Source organism: Rhodococcus baikonurensis, from assembly GCF_040489275.1.
GTDB classification, from domain to species: Bacteria; Actinomycetota; Actinomycetes; order Mycobacteriales; family Mycobacteriaceae; genus Rhodococcus_F; species Rhodococcus_F baikonurensis.
Map to the genome: position 1 here is coordinate 173,195 of NZ_JBEUOQ010000001.1, position 24,688 is coordinate 197,882.

General features: G+C 60.9%; 23 protein-coding genes. 8 read left to right on the plus strand and 15 right to left on the minus strand.

What is annotated here, in order from left to right; genetic code table 11:
• Nucleotides 1-12 precede the first annotated feature (12 nt).
• The 3 genes from ABWI03_RS00905 to ABWI03_RS00915 are packed head-to-tail and all read left to right on the plus strand — an operon-like array spanning nt 13 to nt 4,088.
• Nucleotides 13-1,170, plus strand: a complete 1,158-nt coding sequence (locus ABWI03_RS00905) for an acyl-CoA dehydrogenase family protein (RefSeq protein WP_095968604.1) — start codon at nt 13-15, stop codon at nt 1,168-1,170.
• 49 nt (nt 1,171-1,219) lie between these two features.
• Nucleotides 1,220-2,386 (plus strand): thiolase family protein, encoded by a 1,167-nt coding sequence (locus tag ABWI03_RS00910; protein ID WP_298777214.1) that lies wholly within the window; start codon nt 1,220-1,222, stop codon nt 2,384-2,386.
• A gap of 1 nt (nt 2,387) precedes the next feature.
• Nucleotides 2,388-4,088: a class I adenylate-forming enzyme family protein gene (locus tag ABWI03_RS00915; protein WP_353802299.1), complete on the plus strand. Its 1,701-nt coding sequence runs from the start codon at nt 2,388-2,390 to the stop codon at nt 4,086-4,088.
• 83 nt (nt 4,089-4,171) lie between these two features.
• Here ABWI03_RS00915 and ABWI03_RS00920 read toward each other — a convergent pair whose 3' ends face one another.
• The 5 genes from ABWI03_RS00920 to ABWI03_RS00940 form a co-directional block, all read right to left on the minus strand.
• Nucleotides 4,172-4,819, minus strand: coding sequence for a GntR family transcriptional regulator (locus tag ABWI03_RS00920; protein WP_298777212.1), 648 nt, complete (start codon nt 4,817-4,819; stop codon nt 4,172-4,174).
• A 28-nt stretch (nt 4,820-4,847) separates the two neighbouring features.
• A complete protein-coding gene (locus ABWI03_RS00925) occupies nt 4,848-5,615 on the minus strand; it encodes an enoyl-CoA hydratase/isomerase family protein (protein ID WP_298777211.1) in 768 nt (255 codons plus the stop codon).
• Nucleotides 5,612-6,682: an acyl-CoA dehydrogenase family protein gene (locus ABWI03_RS00930; protein WP_298777210.1), complete on the minus strand. Its 1,071-nt coding sequence runs from the start codon at nt 6,680-6,682 to the stop codon at nt 5,612-5,614. The genes ABWI03_RS00925 and ABWI03_RS00930 overlap by 4 nt, the downstream gene beginning before the upstream one ends.
• Entirely contained in the window at nt 6,679-7,806 is a 1,128-nt protein-coding gene (locus ABWI03_RS00935; protein WP_124567741.1) for an acyl-CoA dehydrogenase family protein, read from the minus strand. The genes ABWI03_RS00930 and ABWI03_RS00935 overlap by 4 nt, the downstream gene beginning before the upstream one ends.
• A 109-nt stretch (nt 7,807-7,915) precedes the next feature.
• Nucleotides 7,916-9,064, minus strand: a complete 1,149-nt coding sequence (locus ABWI03_RS00940; protein WP_095968598.1) for a TetR/AcrR family transcriptional regulator — start codon at nt 9,062-9,064, stop codon at nt 7,916-7,918.
• A 202-nt stretch (nt 9,065-9,266) separates the two neighbouring features.
• Between ABWI03_RS00940 and ABWI03_RS00945 the strand changes: the two genes are divergently transcribed.
• On the plus strand, nt 9,267-10,424 hold the full coding sequence (locus ABWI03_RS00945; RefSeq protein WP_095968597.1) for an acyl-CoA dehydrogenase family protein: 1,158 nt from the start codon (nt 9,267-9,269) through the stop codon (nt 10,422-10,424).
• Between the two features lie 90 nt (nt 10,425-10,514).
• On the opposite strand, the gene ABWI03_RS00950 is transcribed toward ABWI03_RS00945, so the two are convergent.
• A complete protein-coding gene (locus tag ABWI03_RS00950; protein ID WP_298777209.1) occupies nt 10,515-11,960 on the minus strand; it encodes an aldehyde dehydrogenase in 1,446 nt (481 codons plus the stop codon).
• Nucleotides 11,961-12,145: 185 nt separating this feature from the next.
• Here ABWI03_RS00950 and ABWI03_RS00955 point away from each other — a divergent pair, with 185 nt between their 5' ends.
• Complete coding sequence (locus ABWI03_RS00955; protein WP_095968595.1) at nt 12,146-13,099, plus strand: TauD/TfdA dioxygenase family protein; 954 nt, start codon at nt 12,146-12,148, stop codon at nt 13,097-13,099.
• A 10-nt stretch (nt 13,100-13,109) separates the two neighbouring features.
• On the opposite strand, the gene ABWI03_RS00960 is transcribed toward ABWI03_RS00955, so the two are convergent.
• A complete protein-coding gene (locus ABWI03_RS00960; RefSeq protein ID WP_298777208.1) occupies nt 13,110-13,664 on the minus strand; it encodes a TetR/AcrR family transcriptional regulator in 555 nt (184 codons plus the stop codon).
• Nucleotides 13,665-13,849: 185 nt separating this feature from the next.
• On the opposite strand from ABWI03_RS00960, the gene ABWI03_RS00965 reads away from it, so the two are divergent.
• On the plus strand, nt 13,850-15,073 hold the full coding sequence (locus ABWI03_RS00965) for a cytochrome P450 (RefSeq protein ID WP_298777207.1): 1,224 nt from the start codon (nt 13,850-13,852) through the stop codon (nt 15,071-15,073).
• Nucleotides 15,074-15,474: 401 nt separating this feature from the next.
• Nucleotides 15,475-16,095 carry a hypothetical protein gene (locus ABWI03_RS00970; RefSeq protein WP_298777206.1) on the plus strand — a complete coding sequence of 207 codons (621 nt, stop codon included), beginning with the start codon at nt 15,475-15,477 and terminating at the stop codon, nt 16,093-16,095.
• 99 nt (nt 16,096-16,194) lie between these two features.
• On the opposite strand, the gene ABWI03_RS00975 is transcribed toward ABWI03_RS00970, so the two are convergent.
• The 8 genes from ABWI03_RS00975 to ABWI03_RS01010 form a co-directional block, all read right to left on the minus strand.
• On the minus strand, nt 16,195-16,812 hold the full coding sequence (locus ABWI03_RS00975; RefSeq protein ID WP_200316629.1) for an alternate-type signal peptide domain-containing protein: 618 nt from the start codon (nt 16,810-16,812) through the stop codon (nt 16,195-16,197).
• 41 nt (nt 16,813-16,853) lie between these two features.
• The gene (locus ABWI03_RS00980) at nt 16,854-18,452 is read right to left on the minus strand and encodes a signal peptidase I (RefSeq protein WP_298777205.1); all 1,599 of its coding nucleotides are present in this window, start codon (nt 18,450-18,452) and stop codon (nt 16,854-16,856) included.
• An 82-nt stretch (nt 18,453-18,534) separates the two neighbouring features.
• Nucleotides 18,535-19,131, minus strand: coding sequence for a SipW-dependent-type signal peptide-containing protein (locus ABWI03_RS00985; protein WP_298777204.1), 597 nt, complete (start codon nt 19,129-19,131; stop codon nt 18,535-18,537).
• Nucleotides 19,124-19,759, minus strand: coding sequence for a signal peptidase I (locus ABWI03_RS00990; protein ID WP_024488237.1), 636 nt, complete (start codon nt 19,757-19,759; stop codon nt 19,124-19,126). Before ABWI03_RS00990 ends, ABWI03_RS00985 begins: the two co-directional genes overlap by 8 nt.
• Nucleotides 19,756-20,310, minus strand: a complete 555-nt coding sequence (locus ABWI03_RS00995; protein ID WP_353798701.1) for a hypothetical protein — start codon at nt 20,308-20,310, stop codon at nt 19,756-19,758. Before ABWI03_RS00995 ends, ABWI03_RS00990 begins: the two co-directional genes overlap by 4 nt.
• 3 nt (nt 20,311-20,313) lie before the next feature.
• Nucleotides 20,314-20,856: an alternate-type signal peptide domain-containing protein gene (locus ABWI03_RS01000; protein WP_200316635.1), complete on the minus strand. Its 543-nt coding sequence runs from the start codon at nt 20,854-20,856 to the stop codon at nt 20,314-20,316.
• A 515-nt stretch (nt 20,857-21,371) separates the two neighbouring features.
• Entirely contained in the window at nt 21,372-22,967 is a 1,596-nt protein-coding gene (locus tag ABWI03_RS01005; RefSeq protein ID WP_298777202.1) for an amidohydrolase, read from the minus strand.
• Entirely contained in the window at nt 22,964-23,923 is a 960-nt protein-coding gene (locus ABWI03_RS01010) for a DMT family transporter (protein ID WP_298777201.1), read from the minus strand. The genes ABWI03_RS01005 and ABWI03_RS01010 overlap by 4 nt, the downstream gene beginning before the upstream one ends.
• Before the next feature lie 52 nt (nt 23,924-23,975).
• Here ABWI03_RS01010 and ABWI03_RS01015 point away from each other — a divergent pair, with 52 nt between their 5' ends.
• Nucleotides 23,976-24,533, plus strand: coding sequence for a TetR/AcrR family transcriptional regulator (locus ABWI03_RS01015; RefSeq protein WP_003940110.1), 558 nt, complete (start codon nt 23,976-23,978; stop codon nt 24,531-24,533).
• Nucleotides 24,534-24,688: the final 155 nt, after the last annotated feature.

Sequence of the window (24,688 nt, forward strand, 5' to 3'; positions counted from 1 at the left end):
AAGCAGAACGAGATGAAGCGCAACCTCTTCACCCAAGAGCACGAGGATTTCCGCGAAACGATCCGCACGTTCATCGCCAAGGAGGTCACTCCGTACTACGCAGACTGGGAACGTGACAACCGCGTCCCGCGTGAGTTGTTCAACAAGCTCGGCGATCTCGGTGTCATGGGTTTCGACATCCCCGAGGAGTACGGCGGAACCGGCACGATCAGCTACAAGTTCCAGGCGGTGATGGACGAGGAAACCTCGCGCGCGGCGGTGAGCTTCGGTCATTACACGGTCAGTACCGGAATCGTCCTGCCGTACCTCCTGCGTCTGGCGAACGAAGAACAGAAGCAGCGTTGGCTCCCGTCGATCGCTACCGGTGAGAAGACGCTGTGCATCGCCATGACCGAACCCGGCACCGGTTCCGATCTGGCCGGCATCCGCACCACGGCCAAGCTCTCCGACGACGGCACGCACTACGTACTCAACGGAGCGAAGACCTTCATCACCGGAGCGGTGAATTCCGAACTGTGCGTGGTGGTTGCACGCACGTCCGCGCCCGCAGAGGACGATCGACGCTTCGGGCTGAGCCTGATGGTGGTTCCCACCGATGCGCCGGGATTCGAATACGGTCGCAAGCTCGAGAAGCTCGGCCTCCGCGCCAGTGACACCAGCGAACTTTCGTTCACCGACGTCAAGGTTCCGGTTGCCGATCTCCTCGGCGAGCAGGACAAGGGCTTCTCGTACCTGGGGCAGAACCTGCCGCGCGAGCGCCTCTCGATCGGTAGTCGCGGCGTGGCATCTGCCCGGGCTGCAATCGAATTCGCAAAGGCCTATGTCCAGGAACGTCAGGTGTTCGGCAAGCCCGTCGCGGCGTTCCAGAACACCAAGTTCGTTCTCGCCGAGTGCTCTGCCGAGGTCGAGGCCGCGCAGGCACTCGCCGATCGCGGCATCGAACTCGACGATTCGGGCGAACTCACCGCCGCGGACGCCGCGCGCATCAAGCTGTTCGGTACCGAGGTAGCCGCGCGCGTCATCGACAAGTGCCTGCAATTGCATGGCGGCTACGGCTACATGCTCGAGTACCCGATCGCACGCCTGTACGCGGACACTCGCGTGAGCCGCATCTACGGCGGTACGAGCGAAGTCATGAAGACGATCATCGCCAAGGACATGGGTCTGTAGAGACCAGAGCTAGATCTTCCCAGTCACACGAACGATCGAAGGAGTTCCCATGCGTGACGCAGTCATCGTCGACGCCGTCCGCACCGCAGTCGGTAAACGAAACGGTGCACTTTCCCGAATGCATGCAGTCTCGCTGTCTGCACATGTTCTCGAGTCCTTGGCCGATCGCGTAGATCTCGATCCGGCGCTCGTGGACGACGTGATCTGGGGCTGTGTCGGCACGCTCGGGATGCAGTCCGGTTGCATCGCCCGGTCTTCGGTCCTGGCGGCCGGTTGGCCCGAACATGTACCTGGGGTTACCGTCGATCGCCAGTGCGGATCGTCTCAGCAGGCCGTTCATCAGGCGGCCGCTGGCGTGATCTCCGGCCAGTACGACGTCGCAATCGCGGGCGGCGTCGAAATGATGAGCGCTGTACCGATGGGCTCCGCGCGTGCGGACGCGCGTTTCGGTGAGCCGCACGGGCCACTTGTGTGGGAGCGCTACAACGGCATTCGTTTCAACCAGGGTGTGGGCGCCCAGATGATTGCCGAAAAGTACGGCATCTCGCGAGCCGAACTGGATCAGCACGCACTGGATTCGCACGAGCGCGCCGCCGCCGCCCTCGACGAAGGTCGCTTCAAGGATCAGATCACTGCTGTGACGGTGATCGATGCCGACGGCCGCAGAAGTGTCTTCGAGAAGGACGAGGGTGTGCGCCGCGGTGGCACCCTCGAAAAGCTCGGATCGCTCAAACCTGCTTTTTCCGAAGATGGTTCGATCACCGCTGGTAATTCGTCGCAGATCTCCGACGGTTCGGGCGCGCTGCTCGTGACCACGAGCGAGTTCGCGAAGTCTCAGGGTTGGACGCCCATCGCGCGTATTCACACCGCGGTGGTCACCGGAACGGATCCGGTCACCATGCTCGAGGGTCCGATTCCGGCTACGGCGAAAGCTCTTGCAAAGTCCGGTCTCTCGATCGGTGACATCGGCGCATTCGAGATCAACGAGGCTTTTGCCTCGGTGTCGCTCGCGTGGCTCCGTGAGACCGGCGCCGACTACGAACGCATGAACCCAAACGGTGGCGCGATGGCACTGGGCCATCCGATCGGCGGTTCTGGCGCACGTCTGATGACCACTCTGGTACATCACATGCGAGAGAACGGCATCCGCTACGGATTGCAGTCCATGTGTGAAGGCGGCGGAATGGCCAATGCCACGATTCTCGAGCTGATCTGAGATGACGGCTACAGAGATCCAGAGCCCTGACATGAGTTCGAGTTGGCCAATCGGGCTGCCCCGCAGCTTGGACTATCCCGACTGTGGTGCCGATGCGATCCTGGCGGGAGCGGCCCGCTCGTACCCGGACCGCCTCGCGCTCGTCGACGGCGACACGTCGCTGACCTTCTCGCAATTGCATGATCAAGCGCTGCGCGTAGCGCAGGGTCTGCGGGAGCGCGGTGTCCAGCCGGGTGATGCAGTGGGACTGCACATGCCGAATTCTATCTGGTTCATTGTCGCGTACTACGGCACACTGTGCGCCGGAGCAGCAGTGGCTCCGATAAATCCGGCGCAGCCTGTGGCCGAATTGAAGCGCCAACTCGACGACGTCGACGCCAAGGTCGTGTTCACCCATCCGTCCTGTGCTGCAACGGCAATCGAGGTCAACTCACAGTCCACACCGCCTCGCATCCTGGTACTGGTTCCGGGAGCCGACGCGCAGTCCGGCCATTGCGGAGGTCTCACCTCCATCACGGACCTCGCCTCGTCGAAACCACTGGCCGACTACCGGGTGGATCCCGAACTTGTTGCTCACCTGCAATTGACCGGCGGCACAACCGGAAAGTCCAAGGCCGTACGAGTACTCCATCGGAATCTCGTGGCCAACGTGCTCCAATCCGCCTGTTGGCGCTCCGGTCATCGGACCGAACTCGTCGACGGTGCACTTCTCGTCCGACCGATCGACGGGGCAGTGACGCGCTACTCCATCGTTCCGGGTGAGGGTGCGTCGATCTCGATCGCACCTCTGTTCCACGGTCTCGGTCTGGTCAGCCACAACTTCACCACCTTGCTCGGCGGCACAGTGGTACTCGGGACGCGCTTCGATCCGGACCGATTTCTCGCCGACGTCGACAGGTATCAGGTGACGTACATCGGCGGGTCTCCCACCATGTACTACGCATTGCTACGCGCACGGACTCTGCGTGAGCACGATCTGGGTTCGGTTCGGATTCTCGGATCCGGAGCGGCCCCGCTCGACACCACAGCGATCCGCACATTGCGCGAGGTCTTTCCGAACGCGCTCGTCACCGAAGGCTACGGACTCAGCGAAGCAACAATGGGGCTGACGATGGGTTCTCCGTGCGAAGAACGTCCTACCCCGTTGGGGAGCGTCGGGCTCCCCTTCCCTGACACCGAGATTCAGATCCGCGACGAAGTCACCGAGGCTGTCCTGGAGACGGGCGAGACCGGACAGATCTGGGCCCGCGGGCCACAGATCACCGACGGATACCACAACGAACCCGAACTCAGTGCCGGTCAGTTCATCGACGGTTGGCTTCATACCGGGGACATGGGTTGGCGTGACGAGCAGGGCAATCTGTTCATCGGTGGCAGATCCAAGGACTTGATCATCTACAAGGGGTACAACGTCTACCCGCAACCGCTCGAAGAGTTGGTGTGCACCCACCCCGACGTACTGCAGGCGGCCGTGGTCGGCGCGCCCGACCAACTGGCCGGGGAGATTCCGGTGGCCTTCGTCGTGGTCGACCCGGAGTCGGTCGATCGCATCGAGCAGATTGCGACCGAGATCATGGATCACGTTGCCACGCAGGTTGCTCCGTACCAGAAGATACGCGAGGTGTACGTAATCGACGAGTTACCGTCGACGCAGACCGGGAAGATCCGTAAGAACGAACTTCGCGACAGTCTGGCGCCCTGAGCGTTCGGCCGTCCAACGAATACCGATGCGCGGTATCCGAGAATTCCACGGATACCGCGCATCTGTCTGCTCGTCGTCAACGCTCAGCGAGGTCGACCACCGCCGAGCCTTCGCACGACCAGATCTTCGGTAGCAGATCGGTGTTCGTCGCTGGCCCGGATCAGTTCGGCCGAATCCTGATCGCGAACGGCCTTGAGAATCCGGGCGTGGTCCTCGGAAACCTTCCGACGCGACGACGGTTCGTGGATGTACAGGGCACGATAGAAGTCCGACATGTACCAGAGCCGATCCACTTCCTGCAGCACACGCTTCAGGGGCGAGTACGAGAACAAGCGGAAGTGGAACTGACGGTTGGCTTCCTGAAACTCGGGTCCCTCCTCGCTCGGTTCGGCCTGGTCGACCTGCTCCTGAATTCGTTCCAACTCGGCGACGTCGACGCCACCGAGATCGATCGACGCCAGGATCTCCGTTTCGAGCAGACGTCGCATCAAGTAGAGCTCGGAAAGATCTTCACTGCTGAATCTGGTGACGGTGTACCCGGTGTTCGACTTGTGTTCGAGGACGCCCTCTGCCTGCAAGGTCGACAGTGCCTCACGGACCGGAATTCGGCTGACGTTCAACCGCTCGGCGAGCTCGCTTTGGTGGACTTTCTGTCCAGGCAGCAGCTCGCCCGAGACGATCATCTGCCTGATCTGTTGCAGGCAGCGTTGTGCACCGGTTGGTTCCTTCACAGTGGACACGATAGTGGTCGCGCCGACCTCACCTCGCGTTGAACTGCGGTTGCACTCGTGCAAGATTGGCCTCGATGCCGGCGACGCAGTCCTCGGTCCCCCACAGAACTACCTGCTCCGCCAACTCGCGCTCGAGGACAGTGGCGACCTCGTCCCGTAGCCCCGCGCGCAACGTCGCCTTCATGGAGCGGACGGCCAACGGTGCACTCGAGGCAATTTCGTGTGCATACGCGAGCGCCTCCTGCCGAATGTTCGAATCTTCGGCCAGACGGTCCACCAAGCCGCGTTCGTGCGCCTGTGTGCCCGTCAACCGCCGCGCCGTGTACAGCAGATCGGCTGCGCATTGTGCCGAGACGATTCGAGGCAAGGTGACGCTGAGCCCGAATCCCTGATGGAACCCCAACGCAGCGAAGTTCGCGTGCAACCGTGTCGACGGCCCGGCAACGCGAAAGTCCGCCGCGCAGGCGAGGCCGAGCCCACCGCCCACCGCGGATCCCTGCACTGCCGCAATCACGGGAACCGGAATCTCGAACAACCGCAACGCCTCGGTGTAGATCGCGCGTACCGTGTCGGCACGATCGGGCCCAAGTCCGCCCTCACCGAAGTTCGCGCCGGCGCAGAAGTGTTTGCCCGCCGAGGCGAGGACGATCGCTCGAATGTCTCCTCCCTCGACGAGATCAGCTGCTGCATCGGCGATTTGCTGCAAGAGTGCCTGATCGAAGTAATTGGCGGGCGGGCGTGAGAACTCGATGGCTCCTACGTGTCCGTCGATTTCCACGTGTACGGCGTCGGTCATGATTTCAGCTCCAAGGTCGGTTGCGGGTCGGTGATCAAGCGGGGCAAGGAGGGCGTCGCCGCGACGGCCGTTCCGAGCTGCGTCGCCAGTGCGATTTCGTCGCCGAACTCCGATCTCCAGGCATGCAGTCGACGGGTGAGTTGTTGCAAGCGGTACTCGCGGGTCATGCCGATCGCACCGTGCGCCTGGTGGGCGGCGCGTACGCTCGCTAGCGCATTCTGCGAAATCACCAATTTGGTTGCGTACACTTCGAAGTCGGCGTCACCACTGGTGAGCGCATGCGCAGTGCGATCCACAGCCAGCGTCGACATCGATGCCATCTGCGCGAGAGTGACGACGTGCTGCTGGACGGCTTGAAATTGCGCGACGGGCCTGCCGAACTGCACCCGCTCCGACACGTAGCGCCGGGTCAACGTCGACACCGCCTCCATGGCTCCCGCCATCTGCACCGAACGCAAGAATGCGCCGAGTCTACCGAGAATTCGGGGATCAACCGGGTTTTCACCGTCAACGGTACGCGCTTCGGAGAACGTCAGACTCTCACGCGGTTGCCCCGCAAGATCCGTTCCGGAACCGATCTCGGCGTCGGAGATGTTCAGGAGTACGACTCGATCACCGAGAACTGCCGCCAGCACTGACGCGGCGCTCCCCCACGGCACATCGTGAAACGTTCCGGATACGAGACCGTCGCCGATCCGACGCGCATCGTCGCGCTGTGAACCCGGTGCGACGGTTGCGATTCCGGAGGGAACCGGTAGCCCGGCCGCGGCTGCAAGCCTGCTGGCCAGGTAGGTCTCGGCGAGCGGCAACGGCGCAGCGTGCTTGGCCGCCGCGCGCTGGACAGTCACGGCGTCGAGGAGCGAGCCACCGGAACCACCGGCAGATTCGGGAAGACCGACCAGCGGCAGCCCCAGTTCCACTGCCGCATACCACAATCCGGTGGGCAGACCGTCGATCTCCGCCTGCGCTACCACCTCGGTGCCGGACTTCTCGGAGAAGAATTGCTCGACCATCGCTTCGAGGTCGGCGTCGAATGTGTACGCGTTGATCTCTGACCTCGAATTCATCGGTTCAACCCTTTCACGATCACAGTGCGGAGAATTTCGTTGGTACCGCCCCGAATCGACCACGACGGCGCCACCAGCACGGCCCGGGCGAGCAGTGACTCGTACGGGTCGTCGGATGCAAGGTCTGGTGCCCGGCCGAGGTGCCGCGCGACGGTCGCAACACAGTCCTGTTCGAAGCGTGTGGCCATCTCCTTGATCAGCGCGGCCTCCGTGACCGGCGAGCGACCGGCGTCGACCATCCGTGCAATGGACAGCGACATCCCGCGAAAAGCCCAGCAGCGTGCGGCAATCGAGCCCAGATCGGCAAGGGCAGCCGGCCCGCCCTGCGCTGCTTGGTTGGCTGCCCAGTTCTCGAGGACCGGCATCAGCGACATCCAACGGTCGACGCCACCTCGCTCGAGTGCCAGTTCACCGGTGTTTTGTCCCCAGCCCGCTCCGACGTCGCCGAGGCGACGCGAATCCGGCACGAAAACGTCCTGGAACGACACCTCGCAGAAGTCCTCACTACCGTCGATGAACGGAATGGGTGAGACGGTCAGGCCGTCGCTGTCACGATCGACGATCAGCTGAGTGAGTCCGTTGTGCTTGTCTGCCGAGGTTCGAAGCAGGGCGAGTATGTGTGTGGCATGGAAGGCGCCGGTGGTCCAGATCTTGGTGCCGTTGACTTTCCAGCCACCATCGACACGTTCGGCGCGAGTGCGTACCGATGCCAGGTCCGAACCTGAGTCGGGCTCACTCATCCCGATCGAGAACGAGAACTCACCGCCGGCGATACCGGGAAGGAAGTACCGCTTCTGTTCCTCCGTGCCGTTGGCGGCGATGCTTGGACCAGACTGCCTGTCTCCGATCCAGTGATACCCGACCGGCGCTCCCCGCGCGAGAAGTTCTTCCACGACGACCAATCGATCCACTGCTGACCGTCCGCCCCCGCCGTATTCCTTCGGCAGCGACATGCCGAGCCACCCACGGCTACCGAGATCTCGCGAGAACACCGGGTCCACCGCCCCCGACATCCCGAGTCCGAGTGGATAGCTACCGGGGGTCAGCCGCTTGTCGAGGTATTCCCGTACTTCTGCCTGAAGTTCGAGTTCCTCGATCGTCAGTTCTGTTGCGTCGAAACGCATGGACGTCTCCGATCAGTTGATTCATCGACTGGGTTCATTGCAACGTATACAAAAATGTATACCATCTTGAATATGGCTGTCTGCCAACAGCACCCGGCTGATCGCGCGACTACCTGGCCAGCAAGACGGCGGAGCCGATCTCGAACAGACGCTCAGGCAGGTCGTCACGACGACGTAGTCGGCCGATACGCACGGCGTTCTCCACAACCGTCAGAGCAGCATTGACGGTGATTCTGGCCGTCGCGGGTTCAAGTCCCGGACGAACGTCGTCGAGCATCTTGACCCACAACGCGACGTACTCACGCTGATTCTGTTCACACGTGCGGCGGAACTTGTCCGGCAATTGGTCGAGCTCACTGATCAACAAACCGATCAGATGACGCTCGTTGATTGCGAAATCGATGTGTGCCGCAAGCAATCCCGCTAACGCGTCCTCCGGACCGGTTGCCGCAGCGAGCGCCTGCGCGACACCGATCCGCCGCCGCTCACCACCCCTCGAGACCGCCGCAATCAGCAGGTCGATCTTGGCATCGAAGTGGTTGTACACATTGGGCCCCGTAGTTCCGGCGGCCTCACCGATGTCCTCGGTGTTGACCGCCTGATACCCACGCTCGTCGAACAGACGAATGGCTTCGGTCAACAAGAGTTCACGCCTCGGCATCGCGACCGGAACGTGACCGGTCGGCGTCTCCACCTTCGCCTCGGAGTGGCCGAGCTCCGTGTGCACCGCCCGCTCCGCCAACTCTGCCAACAGGAGTTCCATCTGACGTCTCGGCAGGGACACTCGATGCGAGGACACGCTGTTGAAGACAGCGATGAGAGCCCAGGCGAGCAGATAGCTGTCTTCCTCGTCGAGTTCGGGGCGTTCCGTTCGGATCAGCGCAGCATCGCGGGCCGCAGCACTCTTGAGCGTCGCGCGCATTTCCTCCCGTTGCTCGTCGGGCAGGTAGCGAGCTTCGCGTTGCCACAGGAGCGACAAACCTCGACGACGAGATACCGACGCCGCAAGCTCGGCGATCATCGATTTCAGATCCTCGGACCCGGCGACCCGGTCGTAGAGCGACTCGATGCCCGCGTTGACCGCTGCGTAGAGAAGATCCGGCTTGTTCTTGAAGTGCCGATACAGGGCAGGCGCCGTGATTCCGACTGCCGCAGCCACCTGTGCAACGGACACGTTGTGATAGCCGTGCTCACGGAAAAGTTCGCCTGCAGCAGCAAGAATCTGCTGTTTGCGGTCGTGGGGCCGACGTACGACCATCGTGACTCTCTCCTTCGCGACAACTGGAAATCTCGAACAACCAAAGTTGCATCGTCAAACACACATCTATGAGTTATTATTCACTTATTGTCGGAAAACAACAGCTCATTCCGCAATTTTCTCTCAACATCTGGTTAGAGAACCTTACCTCACCTCAGAACCGGACACCTGGCTTCAGGGTACCGAGCCCAAGGAGAATCACGTGCAACGAACCGTCTACAACAGCGATCACGATACGTTCCGTCACATGATTCGGACGTTCATCGCCCGTGAGGTCGTCCCACACTTCCCGGAATGGGAGGAAGCCGGCATGGTTCCCCGGTCACTGTATCGACAGTTGGGTGACCTCGGAATATTCGGAATCGAGCTACCGGAGGAGTATGGCGGCGGCGGCGAGACGAGCTTCAAGTATCAGGCCGTGATCCGTGAGGAGACCGCACGGGCAGGGGTCACTTTCGGCGCCGACGTCGTCCACACGTGCCTCGTCCTGCCCTATCTGGTCGAGTACGGCAACGACGAACAGAAAGCGCGGTGGCTTCCCGGATTCCTCTCCGGTGAACTGATGACCGCCATCGCGATGACGGAACCGGGCGCCGGTTCCGACCTTGCCGGGATCAAGACAACGGCGAGACTGTCCGCCGACGGCAGCCACTACATCCTCAACGGATCCAAGACGTTCATCACCGGCGGAGTGCAGGCCGACTTGATTCTCGTGGTCGCCCGCACCAGTCCGGCAAGCGATGCAGACCGACGTGCTGGTCTGTCGATACTCTGCGTCGACACCACGTCGGAAGGCTTCAGTGTCGGCCGCAAGCTCGAGAAGCTGGGGCTACGAGCGCAGGACACCGCAGAACTGTCGTTCACAGATGTCCGCGTGCCGATCGAGAACCTCCTGGGCGACGAGGGTGCGGGGTTCGGCTACCTCACCCGAAATCTCGTCCGGGAGCGACTCGGCGCCGCGGTGGGGTCGTACGCGAATGCAAGCGCAGCAATCGAGTTCACGACCGCCTACGTCAAGGAGCGCGAGGTCTTCGGCACGCCTGTGGCTCAGTTCCAGAACACGAAATTCGTCTTGGCAGAATGCTCGGCAGAGGTTGCGGCCGCGCAAGCTGCGGTCGACCGCGCACTCGATCTGGACGAGATCCGTGAGCTGACCGTCGCGGATGCGGCGAGGATCAAGCTCTTCTGCACCGAGACTGCCGGCCGCGTCATCGACAAATGCCTGCAACTACACGGTGGATACGGTTACATGCGCGAGTACCCGATCTCTCGTCTGTATGCGGACACACGGGTCAACCGAATCTATGCGGGTTCGAGTGAAGTGATGAAGACGATCATCGCCAAGGACATCGGAATCTGACGCCAGTCAAGGACATTGGCATCGGACACGAGCTGATTCAGCCCCACCTCGTCAATCGAAGTGGGGCTGAATCTTTGTGATTTCACCTGATCAAGCAGGGAGGAAGATGCTCTTGGCTTCGAGGTACGCCGCCAGACCTTCCGGGCCGAATTCGCGCCCCACTCCCGAATTCTTGTAACCGCCGAAGGGACCAACGACGTCGAATCGTTGGCAGTTGACCGAGAAGGTACCGGTCCGAATCTGCCGTGCCACCTCGATGCCGCGAGCAGTGTCCGCGGTCCACACCGCTCCCGAGAGTCCGAGGTCGGAATCGTTGGCAATCGCGATCGCGTGAGCTTCGTCCTCGAACGCGATCAGGCAGACGACCGGCCCGAAGATTTCCTCGCGAGCAATCCGCATGGAGTTGTCGACGTTGCCGAAGACCGTGGGTTCGACGTACCAGCCTGTCGAAAGCCCCTCCGGAACAGACCCTCCCGTCAATATCTTCGCACCCTCTGCCTCACCGATTTCGACGTAGTCGAGCACTCGTTGCTGCTGCGCCGCACTGGTCATCGGGCCGATCACAGTCGCCGGATCGGTCGGATCGCCAACTTTCATCGCGGCGACCGCAGCAGCACACTTCTCTGCGATCTCGTCATATCTGCTGACTGGCAACAGAATACGCGTCAATGCGACGCAGGCTTGACCACTGTTGGCAAAGGATCCGGCCAGAATGTTGGGCAGCGCCCGATCGATATCTGCGTCTTCGAGGACTATCGCAGCCGACTTGCCACCGAGTTCGAGTGTCACTCGTGTGAGATTGGCGGCCGCAGCAGCCATGATCGCCTTACCTGCTGCCACCGAACCGGTGAAGGCCACCTTGTCGATTCCGGGGTGGGACACCAGATGTGCGCTCACGTCCCGGTCGGCTGGCAAGACGCTGAGCACTCCCTTCGGAAGTCCTGCCTGTGAACAGATCTCGGCCAGCAAGTTCGAATCGAGCGGCGTCTCCGGAGCCGGTTTCAAGATCACCGCACATCCGCTCAGAAGTGCCGGTGCAAGTTTCGCAGCGATCACCAACTGTGGCACGTTCCACGGAACTATTGCTGCCACGACACCCACGGGTTCGTGACGGATCAACATCGGGCCGCCGACGCCCTCACGCGACTCTTCGAACGGAAACTGCGCCGCAACGGCACACGCCGCGCCGTATGCCGCAACGGCTCCCAACACCTGCGTGCGCATCGCCGAACTGGACGGAGCACCGTTCTGCCGCGAGATCAGCGCTGCGAATTCCTCACTCCTGGCGAGAATCGCGTCCTTGATGCGGGTGACGACCGCGATGCGATCAGTAAGGGGTGTCTGTGCCCACTGTCCGGAATCACATGCCGCTCTGGCGATCTCCACTGCGCGGTCGACATCTGCCGTCGACGCCGCTGGGACCGAACCGATCACGCTCTCCGTATGCGGCGATATCACCTCGATGACGCCGCTGTCGGATGGTGTAACCCATTCGCCGCCGATGAATAGTTCGGTGTACTCGACACATGCTTCCATGCTCGCCCACTCCTCAGGTTTAGTGTTCAGCGGATCAGCACTCAGACCTCGCCGGTATGCCGTAGACCATTTATTTCAGATCATAAAGTTAATTTACAATAATGCAAACAAGCGACTACCCCGCTCTTGACACGGTTAAGGATTACGCCTTACCGTAGCGAAGGACTCCAACCGAACGAGTAAGGATGACGGACATGACGGCATTCGTGAACGGACAGATCTACCCGGTAGCAACCGATCCACTCGCTGCTTACGGGCCACTCGTGGCGTCGCGCACGGCGGAGGGATTCGACGTGTTGCCCTACACACGTTTCACACTCACTCCGACGACGCCTACCATCGGTGCAGAAATCTCGGGAATCCAACTGAGCGGGCAACTCTCGGACGAGACGATGTCGGAACTTCGCCGAGCACTACTCGAATGGAAAGTACTCTTCTTCCGCGATCAAACTATCGACCGCAGCGAACACCGAGATTTCGCGAGTCGATGGGGCTCACTGGAACAGCATCCGTTTTTCAAGTACACCCAACCAGGCCAGAGCGAAGCCGACATCGTCACTCTCGCCAAAGATGCGATGACCGGCGGCGTGGAGAACAACTGGCACAACGACGTCAGTTGGCACGAGTTCCCCTCGTTCGCAGCGGTCCTGCGTGCGGTCGAGGTTCCTCCGGTCGGCGGCGATACCTTGTGGGCCGATACCGGAGCGGCGTACGAACTACTCCCGCAGGACATCAAAGAACGCATTGATCGGCTTGTTGCCGAGCATGATTGGATCAATTCGTTCGGCAAGCACATGGATCCGTCGACGGTGGCGAAGTTGCGCCCACAGTTCCCTGCGGTTCGACATCCTGTGGTGCGGGTGATCCCCGAGACCGGGCGGAAGGTCCTCTTCGTCAATCTCAGCTTCACTCAGAGGATCGTCGGGGTATCCGAAGCCGAGTCCAACGAGCTACTCACCCTGCTCTACCGACACGTACATCGTCCCGAGTTCCAAGTACGCCTCAAATGGCGGAAGAATACGATTGCGTTCTGGGACAACCGAACTTGTCAGCACTACGCGGCCAGCGACTACTTTCCCGCTCGCAGAGTGATGGATCGAATATCGATCGTCGGCGACAGGCCTGTGGGCGCTCGCTGACACCGGAGTCTCAGGAGCTGACGAACGACTCGACCATCCGTCGTTCGTCGGTCTCGTCTGCGAGAGGCCATGCCAACAGCATCAACACGATCCGCACCACCCACTGCGACTTCTGCCCTTCGGGATCCAATCCGGCAAGTTCCAGTGCAGTACGCGGCAGCAGCGGCGAAGACACGAGATACTCGTCGATCCCGTTGGCCCGCGCTGCCGCAAGGCCGTGGCTCATGGCAGCGTCGGATCGTATCGCGTCGACGGCGACGAGAATCGACTCCACGATCCGCTCGTCGCCGTGCAGTGATTCGACGGCAGCCGCAACCTGCCTCACCACGGAAGCCGCACCTCGGGACAACAGCCCTTCGCGAATCGCGGACTTGCCACCCACGTAGCGGTAGAGCGTTGCCCGCGAACAGCCTGCGCGCGAAGCGACGTCGTCGGCATTGAACCGATCGAATCCGTGTTCTCGAATCAGCTCTGCTGCAGCCGCGAAGATGCGCTCGGTAGCGAGTTCACGACGATTACCGCCGGCCAGCCAATCGGCGGCGTGGCGCTCGTTCGCACCGGTCACTCTCCGTCACCTCGTCTCACTCTGAGACAGATTCAATCAGAAATCTCTACGTTCCGGAAGGCGGGGAGCCTCTGACCTGGGAGAAGCAGGGAAGTCAGAATGCGCGTGAGATTTTCTCAAAATGCCAGTTCAGAGGCATTTTCCACCTGTTGACTTCTCCTTCCGGGCCGTGAAATCTTCCCTTCGTGACACCATCGACGCTCGACATCAATCCCTTCCTCCCGTCGAACATCGACGACCCGTACCCGCTCTACGACGTACTCCGGCGCGAGCACCCCGTGTACCGAATTCCCGATACCGACTTCTATCTGGTGTCGACGTGGGAACTGGTCACCGAGGCCGTTTCCCGTACGGAGGACTTCTCCTCCAACCTCACCGGCGTGTTGGTCCGTACACCGGACGGTTCGGCCCTGACCTTCGATATGGACAGCGGCGGGCAAGCTGTTCACGTTCTCGCGACTGCCGACGAACCCGACCATCAGCACCAGCGCAAACTTGTGCTGCCGACACTGGTCGCCAAACGCATACGAGCACTCGAGCCGACGATGCTCGAGTACACGCAGCAGTTGTGGGACAACGGCTTCGACGGTCGACAGATCGAATGGGTCACGTCGGTAGCGGACACACTGCCGCTGCAGATGGTTGCCACACTGATCGGCCTGCCGGCACACGACCTCCCCCAATTGCTGGAGTGGTCGTACGACGGCACCGAACTTCTCAGCGGCATCGTGACGGCGGAACGGTTGACAGACGTCGTCACCTCGGCTGCCGAACTCACCGGGTACCTCTACAGCAAGTTTCGTGAGGCACGGGCGCACCCGGTCGACGATCTACTCGGAGACCTCGTCCGCTGCTGTGACGCAGGCGAACTCAGCGAAGACGTGGCCGTGCTGATGCTGGTGCAACTCGTCGGTGCGGGTGGCGAATCAACCGCCGGACTGATCGCCAACTCTGCACGGCTACTCGCCGAGCGTCCCGAGATACAGATCCAATTGCGCGAGGACCCGATGCTCCTGGGCGCGTTCCTGGAGGAGACGCTCAGACTCGAGTCGCCTTTTCGCGGACACCACCGACATGTCAATGCGGACACAACACTCGGCGGAGTGGCGCTACCCGCCGGAAGTCATCTCATATTGCTGTGGGGTTCGGCGAACCGCGACCCGGAGTCGTTCGCCGAGCCACAGGTGATGAACCTCGACAGGGCCAATCTCCGAGCGCATTTCGCCTTCGGCAAAGGCGCACATTTCTGTGTTGGGGCCGCGCTGGCTCGCCTGGAAGCTAAGACCGCAATCGCAGTCCTTCTCGAGAACAGTTCACACGTCTCAGTCGATTCCCAATCCCCACCCCGTTGGGTCCCCAGCATGTTCGTGCGCCGCCATCAGAGTTTGCATCTCGCTGTCACTGGATAAATTCACTCAGTTGTCGAAATCTGTGTAAGAAATACCAATACCGAATCAACATCGCTGCAGCGACTGAAGTCATTGCAGATGCTAATCCGTTACCCCGCATGGCCGGCATGGCACTAACTCGACAAGCGATCGACCAGCTATTCGCGCTCCCAATCTGCCTGCCACATCAGCTCCGGCCACAGTTTCTTTTCAGCTCTCACGTGTTTGAATGATCGAACTTTCGAAAATTGTTGTACAACATACCGATAACTCTCGCAACTCCTGACGCTTGGACGTTCGTCCGACTAGAATTCGGAGGTATGAAAACTATCAGTTACTCATTTCAGTGGCCTGGCGCGCTCTGGAGCACAGCCATAGGGATACTCACAGCCCTCGTACTTGCACTAATGGGTGGAGCACTGATGCCGTCGCTCGCTCACGCCGCAGATGGTGAGAGCGGAATCCTCGAGTACTCCGCCGACAACTCGACCTGGGGGGATACATCCAAAATCCTCTGGAGCACAGACATACTCATCCCCGGTGGGACCAACACAACCACATTCCACGTCCGAAACGCATCGGACCGCGCAGGTGAAGCACACTTCTACGTCGGAGATTACAAAATCAGCGACGGCATGGAAGCATTCCTTCGTGTCGACGTAAACGGCGCTACCGGCAATCCGCTCACCGTTACCGGCAATGTCGCCACACCGGGGACCCAGTTGAACTCGGTCCGCCTAGCACCGGGCGAAAGCGCCAAGGTTGCCTTCGTCATCGGAATGCCCTTCGAGGCAGGGAATTCCTCGCAGAACGGCAGTATCACGCCGAATTGGAGCGTGGACCTCACGCTCGATTCCACCGATACCCCTGTCACGCCCGGAGGAACCGGATCACTCGATTTCGGTTCCCTGAGCTTCGGTTCGGCTGACTTCGGCTCGGCGAGCTTCGGTTCACTCGACACCGGATCAGTGAAGACTGGATCTGTCAGCTCCGGATCGCTTGATGTCGGGTCGCTCGGCAAGCCGGTCACATACATCGGATAAGCAACCCCTACAACAACTCACAAAGTGAGGCCGGGTAGCAGATCTGCTACCCGGCCTCACTTCTGAACAGCTACAGCGCTCGTGCTGCCCGCACCGACATCATGCAGGAATCTGCACCAGGTTCACGTCGAATCGCGCCAAGTTCAACGACTGATCCATCGACAACGCTGTCGCGGCATCCTTGTCGAAGGTGAAACGTATTGTCACGTCGACGATCTTGCCGTCCTTCGACGTACTGACCACAGTTCCGTCGGCACCGACAGGCACTGGCACCCCGTCGAGCTTGACTTCGGTGACCGGCTTCAGCTGGGCAACCAGCGCAGCTCCCCCGGAGACCCCCAGATCACTGGTCGACAACTTCGCCTTCATTTCAGTTCCCTTGATCTCCAACGCGAAACTGGCGTGATAGGTCAGAATATCGCCCGGGACGACAACCATGGTCGACAGGTCGATCGGACCGTTCTGGTCCGTCCATGTTGGCGCGGCGACGGTTTTCAGCGCCAACGAACCGGATTCGACCGGAGTAGTCACGACAGGGGTAGTTGTAGCCGGAACGGACGTAGTCGTGGTGGGCTTGCCACCGCCGGACGAACCCAACGAGCCGGTATCAGCACAGCCAGTCAGGAAGGCTGCTCCGCCGAGCATGACCAGCGATACGCCGATCATTTTGGTACGTCGCGCATTCCATCGACTTGCGGGAACGATGCGGTCATTCATCCGAACTCTCCCGTCCCCGAATTCCGTCTCTTCTGTATGCATCACTTCTGCCCGTCGATCCAGGCAGCGATCTCTGCGGGAGCTTCGCCGGAGGGGTTCTTCTCCGAAACACCCGTTACGGCATTGACTCGATACACGTTGTCGCCGTCCACGATCCACAGCTCATCTGCGTCGGACTGCCACATCGCCGTTGCGGTAGCACTCACCGGCGTGCTCGACACCTCTGCACCCGAACTGTCCGTGACCACCACGGCGACGCTGGCGCCGTCCTGCATCAATGTTGCGCTGTAGCCCGTCAGCGACGTTTCCGCCGCACCCAATGCCACCGGCGCTTCCTTCGTGGTCGTGCTGATTGTCGTCGTTGCATCCGTTGTCGTTGTCGGAGTTGTCGACTGAGTCGTAGTGCTGGTCGAGGTCTCCGTTGTTGTGGTGGGACCGGTCGTGGTTGTCACGTCAGCCGTAGTGGGAGCCGTCGTCGACGTGCCTGTCGTTGCCGGCGTACTGGACGTGGTGGTCTCGGCAGCCGTCGTGGTTGTCGGTGCAACTCCGCGAGCAAGCTGCTCAGTTTCAGCGACAGCCGCGCCGGCGATCGAGCCTGCCTCACCTTGGCAGTAAATGCTTGTCTGAGACGCAGGTTGGCGTAGGTTCCACCCTCGCCAGTCCGTTGAAGACTCGCCCGTAATTCGATTGATCGTGTAGATGCGAAGCGTGTACGTATACGAGTTGAAAACGCTGTAACCAGCGTCTGTGTAGTAGATAGTGGATGAAACCTGGGTTCCTACTGCGGCACCAACACCCGGGTCGTATCCCCACGTTTTCATCAACGAGTTTCCGTTGTAGTAACGTGCCTCGTAGCGGTATTGGGGACCTATGTGACTCCACTTGACGGTGGATGATTGAGAGCCACCAATGCCGTTTGTCGTGCAACTGACGCTGCTCGTTGCGGGATTGATCTTCCCGCTCACGGTCATGGCACCACTCGTTGCGACCGCGGTGTCTGTGAAAGCCGCTGCGGTGCCACTAACCTGCGTGACACCGATCAGTGCAAATGCCGAAACACCGAGAATTGCAAACTTTCGCAGCGAGAACGCCGAGGGATATCCGCCTGTCCCGCTGCTCGACGAAACCATCGGAAATTCCATCGTTGCAGCGGCTTCCGTGTCCACGCTGCCAATTCCTCCGCTCGGACCGTCATCCGTATCCTTGCTGCGAGAGTTGGGCCGGAAGGCAATGACCACCAGTCCGCCGACCAGCGCACCACCGAGGAAGAGCGCGAGGGGACTGGAGAGCCAGGCAACTGCGTAGCCCAGACCCCCGACACTGTAGAAGATGCGGTCAGCTTCGGTGATGAAGTAGGGCTCCACGTCAGGCTTGGCATTTGCGTCACCCTTGAGAGTCACCGTGACAGAGTTGCCGGCCTGCTGGTCAAGTTCGTACACGCGGTGTGTGATGCGCGTGCCTTGGCCGTTGACGACGCTTACGACGTCGCCCACTGCGAGGTCGGTGGCGGGCACGGCACGGGCCAATGCCAAGGAACCAGTAGTGATTTCGGGAGACATCGAACCCGAACGGAAGACGAGGGGCTTGATGCCGAACAGCATCGATGCCGCGGCGGCGAGAACACAGATGAGTCCAGCCACCGCCCCTATTGTCAGAGCGAGTTCGCGACCGGCACGTGCCGATCTCGAACTGCCGGGAGTTGTGTGATCAGACATGGTCACCTCAGGCCGTCGTCGCCGCGAACTGGAACGAAACATTGATCGACTTGTTCTGTTGTGCCGAAAGCACTCCCGTATCGAGAGCAACCTTGAAGCACAGAGTCTCAGAACCTGTATTCGCAGCCAACTGACGGCCTGTTGTGATGATCGGAGTCGCGGCAGTCGTCGACAAGCCGACCGGGCCGGCAATCGGGGTTGTGCAACTCTGATCGAGAACAGTCACCTTCATGAAGGGGGCAAGCGCGGCCTCGCCTGTTGCGGTTGCTGCCATGGTGTATTTGAACTGTGCCGCGCCAGTGTTCTGTACCGGCAGAGTTGCTGTGACACTGTCGCCCGGCATCATGCCAGTCTTGGTCAACGCAGTGAAGCCGTAAGCAGTTGGATCTCCCGGGTCGCCGTTGAGCTTCATCTCGATCGAACCGGTGCTGAATACACCGGAAGTCGCTGTAGCGTTGTCAGTCCACGCAGCAAGAGTACCTACGGCGCCGAGGCCCAGGACAATTCCCGCGGACATGATCGCGCGTGCGCGACCGCTGGTTGCGCCCCGGACCAGACGTGTACCGAGCGAGGCGGGCGCCTGCTGCTCCTCGTGCTTAGACATGGCTGTGCCTTTCTTGCTGCTCAACTCGAGGCGCCGGCGCACTCGGTTCGGAGGGTTGGGGGTCTGCAGACGCAGATCGCCGCCGGGTACGGTCACGGACCGATCCGACGAACATGAACACGGCATAGATCGACAGCGCGCCGACGACTACCGTCAGCATCACCGAGCGCATCTGCCCCGTGATGGCGTTGTACACGTACCCGATGTACGGCACGCTGTACCACACCTTGCCGCGAATCTGCTCCGGTACAACGGGATTCTGATCCGCTATCGGATTTGCATCGCCTTGTGTGACGAAGGTGAGATCACCGGCGGAGTTGAGTCGCACCATCGTGATTCGGTGCGTAACCACATCGGGCTTCCCCGACTCGATTTGGTAGGTGATCGCATCACCTGCCTGCAATTGGGCAGCGTCCTGCGGTTTCACCACGATAAGGGTGCCGGGTGGATAGGTGGGCTGCATCGAACCTGTCAACACAGTGAAGGGCGTCGACCCCGTCAAACGTGGAACAACGACCGTCGACAACAGAATCGCCAGAACACCCAGCAGCAGAGCCCACGAGACGATATTGCGGATCCACCACCAAGCGCCGGTTCTCTGATCAGAACCCTTCACTGCGTGCGTCATACCGACTCCGCTTCGAATGAGAAGTGCACACTCGTGGAGACACCAGACGCAACGTCAGGACCGACAGTGCCACGCAGGCACAAGATATCGGTACCGCCGGCAGCGACCGTGCGCCATCCTGGAGCTGTCGGTACCTGAGCACCGACCATGGGCCCGTCGTAGATCGCGGTGCCGGAAGCTGCACCTTGGGCAGGGCAGCCAGCTTCGGAAGTCACCGGCGTCACCGCGAGTGAGAGCGGAACATCAGAGGAAGACTGCGTGACGTTCTGGATCCGATAAATGAGTGGAACGCTACCGGAGTTGTGAACTGTCAACGGAGCCTGTGCATATGCGTTGGGGAACATACCGGTAGCGCCCAGAGCAGTGAAGTCGTAACTGCTCTGGCCGCTACCGGCACTGCCCACCGTCAGGTCGAGGATCCCGGACTGGATCGTGCCACCGGACAGTGTTTCAGCGGCCGTCCACCGCGCGCTGGTCTGCTGCACCGATACGAAGATCAGTCCGATGACCAGCGCGGCGGCGGTTGCCCACCAACGATAGTGCTTACGCAAGCCTTAGACCTGTTCAAGCTTGACGTTGAAGTTCGCCAAGCTTGCCGACTGGTCCTGACTGGCGTTGTTGGCTGTGTTGTCAGGCAACACTGTGCCCTTGGGGAAGTCGAAGGTCACCACAACGTCAACTGTCGTGCCGTCGTTGGCTTCAGTCAGCTGAGTGAGCGGCTGCCCAGCGAGGGTGGTCGAGGTCGTGGTTGTCAGGGCAGTAGCCAACGAGCCGGTAATCGTGGTCGTGTCAGCAACAACTTGAGCCTTGAGATTCTTACCGTCGATACCGACCTTTACCTTGCCTGTGTAGGTGATCTTGTCACCGGGAGAAACGCGATAGGTCGCGATGTCGACATTGGTTTCCGTTGTTGCCCCATTGGTGACGGTCCAACTCGGCAGAGCAGAGGGGTCAGCGCTGAGAGTCAGATGACCTGCGGTGATCGTTCCGCCGGTCATCGGTGCGTTTGCATTCCACGCCGCCATGGTTCCCGCGCCACCGGCGAGGAGAAGTGCTGCTGCACCGGCCGCGACTGCGCCCTTGGTTGCCTTGTTCATGGAGAACACTCATTTCGTCTGGTCCCCGTGGCGGGGAGCTTGCAGGGTGAGAAAGCTGGTCGGATCCAGTCACGTGCGCCCTGGTACGGGCAGAGGGTTTCGTTCATCCGTGGTCAGTGAGGGGTCGTAGCGGTAAGTGCAGAGCGAGAGCGTGTTGCGGAAAGATTGCGAGCCGTTCTCACGAACGGGCCATTCCTCTCTCGTGCTGTCGACGTCCGCTTGCGTCGTTTAGATTTTTACCACACGTATCAGGAATTTTTGGCGAAAAACTGGTCGAATGTCCAGAAGATTGTTGAAACCTGAACTTGACTACAGAATCGCCTCTCACCTGGACCATTGAAAAGTCGCTGCGCTTTGTTGCAACCCGTTTGCTGAAGTAACTTTCGACCGGATGGTCCTCGCCGCCCGAAAATCAACTGAAACAGGTTCTACAAACTTTTGGTCTGTTTTAGGAATCGCTCGATTGCCCCTGCTTCAAAAGCAGCGACAATCGAGCAACAACTAAGGCGAACGCCCTACGCCTCGAAGACGGTCTCACCGCCGACAACCGTGCGCAGAACCGATAGTTCGTTCAACTCCCCGGCAGCGCTGCGCAACGGATCTCCGTCGAGCACAACGAAATCCGCCAAAAGTCCCACCGCTATCCGACCTTTGTCCGATGACTCACCGGTGAGACGAGCAGCAGCGCTTGTGTAGCCGGCCAGCGCGTCGGACGTGGACACCCGTTGATCTGCACCCAGAACATGACCTTCTCGCGTCACACGGTGTACGGCGGTGTTCATCGTGAAGAGCGGGTTCACGGGAGTGACAGGACAGTCGCAATGCAGCGCGTAGGCAAGCCCGGCCGCCACGACCGAAGCCACGGGGCTGATCCGCTCGCCGCGACCCGGTCCGAGGAACCGATCACGGTGCCGGTCTCCCCAGTAGTAGACGTGGTTCACGAAGATCGACGCCACCACCCCGAGTTCGACCATCCGCGCGATCTGATCCTCCCGCAATGTCTGAACGTGCTCGAGTCGATGTGAAACCTCGACGCCCCGGTGCGCTGCCCGCGCCGCGGCAATTGCGTCCAGTGCGAAATCGATGGCCTGATCACCATTGGTATGAATCGCAACCTGTCGCCCGGCAGCGTGATGCTCCTCGACGAGCGCCCCGAGTGCGCCTGCCGGGATTGCCATTCCGCCGCAGTGGCATCCATCCAGATCGTGGTACGGCTCGGTCATCGCAGCGGTGTGCAACTGAATCGACCCGTCCGAAATGAGTTTGACGCCACCCACCTGGACTCGGGTCGTCGGATCGGCGAGTTCGCCCAACTGATCGTGCACTCCGTGGCCGAGATAGAGACGCGCACGCAGACGCAGGTCACCATCGGCATCGAGTTGCCGGTACGCCTCGTACATCTCGGCCGTGACATACATGTCATGGAAGCTCGTCACGCCCACCGACGCCATGACTTCCTGCGCCCGCAGCATCGCGATCTTGGACGCATCCGGGTTCATCTCCGGAACAAGGCCGTGCACCAGAGACATTGCCGGAACCTCGCACAGTTCACCAGTGGGTACACCGTCACTGTCGCGAACGATGACACCGCCCTCCGGATCGACCGTTGCGGAATCGATCCCGGCCTTCTCAAGTGCAACCGAGTTGACGTAGATCCCATGAGCAGACAAGTGCCGCACCAGAATCGGATGCTCGGTGGAAGCTTTGTCCAGATCAGCCGCGGTCAGACCTCGATCTTCCGCCACGAGGCTGTCGTCGAAGCCCCACGCTTCGATCGGCTCACCGACTGGTGTGATCGCGGCCCGCGCAGCCAACGCCGTGATCAACTTGTCGACGGTCGGGCACGCACTTGTCGTTGCGTCGACCCCACTGAGCATCAAACCCCACATCATCGGATGCAGATGCGTCTCGATGAACCCCGGCACAACCACCGCGCCGGCGAGATCGACAACGGAAGTGCCCGAATCGGTCAGCGCCGAGATCTCGGCATCAGTTCCGAGGGCAACGAATCGGCCGTCCTTGACCGCCACAGCGGTCGGGTTTTCGCCGACCGCTCCGTCCATGGGCCTGAAGTCGCCGTTGATGTAGATGTGGTCAGCCGCCGTGGTCATACGCTTGTCTCCATTCGTTTTCCGACAACAGTCGTCGAGGACTTCTTCGCGGGTATCCGCGTCGCCACAACCACTCCGGCCAAAATCATTCCGGCACCCGCGAGTTGGACGAGAGTTGGGGTCTGCGCGAGCAGCACCGCGCCGAACACCATCGCCGACGCCGATTGCAACACAAGGCTGGCGGCGACTGCACTGGCAGGCAGACGCTGACTGGCGCTGGCCACCAGCAGCCACCCGATCACCTGAGACACCAACGCGAGCAGCACAAGCCAGCCTTGAGCTGCGAGCGAAGGCGTCAGATCCAAAGTTCCACTCACCAGGCCGTATGCACCTGCGGTGAGGGCAGTAGCTCCCGTCGAGACGAACATCGGCAGAGCCGTTCTACCCGCCGCCCGAGTAGCCAGACCCATCAGGAAGATGTAGACCGCGTAGGCACCTGCGGCAATCACGGCAAACGACACTCCGACAGCGGGATTCGATCCCGTGAGCGTCGTGCTCGTCCCGGCTACCAGAGCAACTCCGACGAAGAGCAACGGAAGGCTGGCGACCAGTTCTCGGCCGATCCGTTGGCGCAGAACAACATAGCCGAGGATTGCGACGAACAGCACCTGCAGGTTCAGTATCACAGTCGAAAGACCGGCCCCGATCGAATGAATCGACTCGTGCCAGAGCACCAGATCGATTCCGAGGAAAGCGCCGGCGAGTAGAGACTTCACGATCCAGGGTGCCGCCGTCGACGGTCGTGGTGACCGGCGGCGCTGGACGAGCACGAGCACGCCGAGAGGGATGAGCGCATAGAGACACCGAAAGAATGCACCCGTCGACGGAGACACTCCCGAGAGTTCGTAGAGCACCGAGGTCAACCCGAGGATGCATGCTCCGGCGACGACTACGCGCAGGTCACGGCGGCGTAGTTGATCGCCGGACAGCTCGCGAGGCGATACCTCATCACTCATGGTGATAATGTATCACCCACACGGGGACTGTCATACGGGGGAAGATGCGTGCATGAGAACTCCGGTGACCCGTGAACGCGTGATCGCTGCCGCAGCCGACCTGGTCGACAGCAAAGGCGCCGACGCTCTGGTACTGAGTCAACTCGCCGAGACCCTCGACGTCCGGCAGTCAGCCCTGTACAAACACGTCGACGGGGTCGACGACGTCCACCATCAACTCAGCCTCCTCGCACGCAACCTTCTCGCCGAACAACTGCGCGCCGCCGCGGTCGGTCTCTCGCGCGACGACGCCGTCATGGCGCTCGCCGACGCATGGCGTGCCTTCGTCCGAGTGCACCCCGGTCTCTACGCCATCACCGACCGCTACCCCACCGCTCCGCACCCTGATCTGGTCTCGGCCGTCGGTGAGGTGGTCGACGTGATCAACAAGGTGATCGCGGGATACGGTCTGAGCCCGGATGATTCGGAGCAGGCGGCATGGTCTCTTCGGAGTGCGCTGCACGGTTTCTGCATCCTCGAATCGGTCGAGGGCCAACCGGCCGGCACCGACCCGGATCGGGTGTATCGAAGACTGGTCGAACTTCTCTGCGCCGGTATTGCTCGTATGTAAATACCGGCTCCTGTTATCGTCGGATGAAACGACACAGACCACAAAGGATCAGACATGGTTGGTGAACTCGACATCTCCGGATAAAACCGGGCATGACGGCCACCGGCAGACGCTTCGAGCGCTGCCGTCGTGGCCATGTTGTCGTTCACTCACCC